Annotated in this window: 1 protein-coding gene; it reads left to right on the plus strand. The window is 67.8% G+C overall.

All coding sequences use genetic code 11. From position 1 onward, the window contains the following. Positions 1–497: 497 nt before the first annotated feature. Positions 498–1,399: xanthine dehydrogenase accessory protein XdhC (xdhC, locus tag KH616_RS24995; protein ID WP_292254929.1), on the plus strand; the 902-nt coding region annotated here is incomplete at its 3' end.

Below are 1,399 nucleotides of genomic sequence, written 5' to 3' on the forward strand. Positions count from 1 at the left end.
AGATTGGCCGCAAACAGTTTCGACTTGAACTGGTCGGAGCGATACAGCAGATTGCGCCGCCCGCCCCCGCAAAGCCCCGCCCCGCATACGTTTCGAGCCGCCGCTCCGGCGCCGGAACGTCGCTGTTCCGCTTCGGGCCTATGATCGACATGATCGCCGTCTGATAGCACAGATCAACGCCGGCGGATATTCCGGCTTTTTTGCGATGCTATCGTGGTTCCTGGATGGCGATCTACGTGCGCGAGGCCGGGCGGTCTCGACCCCTGCGTAACGCGCGCCTGATCCGCAATGTCGACTGGATTCAACATGACAACGCAAACCATCCGCATCCCTCACGCTCATGACGTTCGTGCGTGCCACGACACCGTCCTCGCCGTGCCTGCCGCACTTGAGCCGCAAGCACGGGCCCTGCGCCTCCTGCCGCCATCACACGTTGCCGTCGCCGTTCCGGACAGCCCGCGCCGCGCGTTGCCGCGCGCCTTTTCCGGAGCATGCTGATGGAACCGTGGCTTGACGATCTGCAGCAATTGCTCGCGCACGGCGAGCCCGCCGTGCTGGTGACGGTCGCGCACGTGGACGGATCCGCGCCGCGCGAAGCGGGCACCCGGATGGTCGTGACCCGCGACGCCGCGCGCCACACGATCGGCGGCGGCCATCTGGAATGGAAGGCGATCGAGATCGCCCGGCAGTTGCTGAAAGACGGTGCACACGTGTCCCATGCACGCAGGCTGGAACGCCTCGCGCTCGGGCCGAGCCTCGGCCAGTGCTGCGGCGGCGCAGTCGTGCTCGCGTTCGAGCGGCTCGATATCGGCGACCTCGGCTGGATCGCGTCGCTGTCGAAACGCGTCGCGGCGGGCGCCGCGACTGTCCGTAGCGTATCATTCGGCCCCTCGCCGGGCGCACCGCTGCTGAGCGAACCTGAACAGGCCGCCGCGCGCGCCGGCTGCCTGCTGTGGGAAACCGGCGGCGTCGCACTGCTGACCGAGACGATCGCGCCATACGCGTTCGACGTCGTGCTGATCGGCGCCGGGCATGTCAGCGCCGCGCTCGTCCGGGTGCTCGCCACGCTGCCATGCCGCGTGCGCTGGGTCGATCGGCGCGATGCACCGTTTCCGCCGTCCGGGACGCTCGCGGATATCGGCAATCTGACGATCGATGCCAGCGACACGCCGGACGACGCCGTCGACACCGCACCGCCGCAGAGTTATTTCGTCGTGATGACGCACGACCATCCGCGCGACCTCGCGTTGGCCGAACGCATTCTGCGGCGCGGCGACTACGCGTACTTCGGGATGATCGGCTCGCACAACAAGCGTGCGCAATTCGATCACGCCCTCGCGGCGCTCGGCATCGATCCGCTGCAGCTTGCCCGGATGCGCTGTCCGATCGGCATCGAAGG

It is taken from the genome of Burkholderia sp. (assembly GCF_018375725.1).
Classification (GTDB): domain Bacteria; phylum Pseudomonadota; class Gammaproteobacteria; order Burkholderiales; family Burkholderiaceae; genus Burkholderia.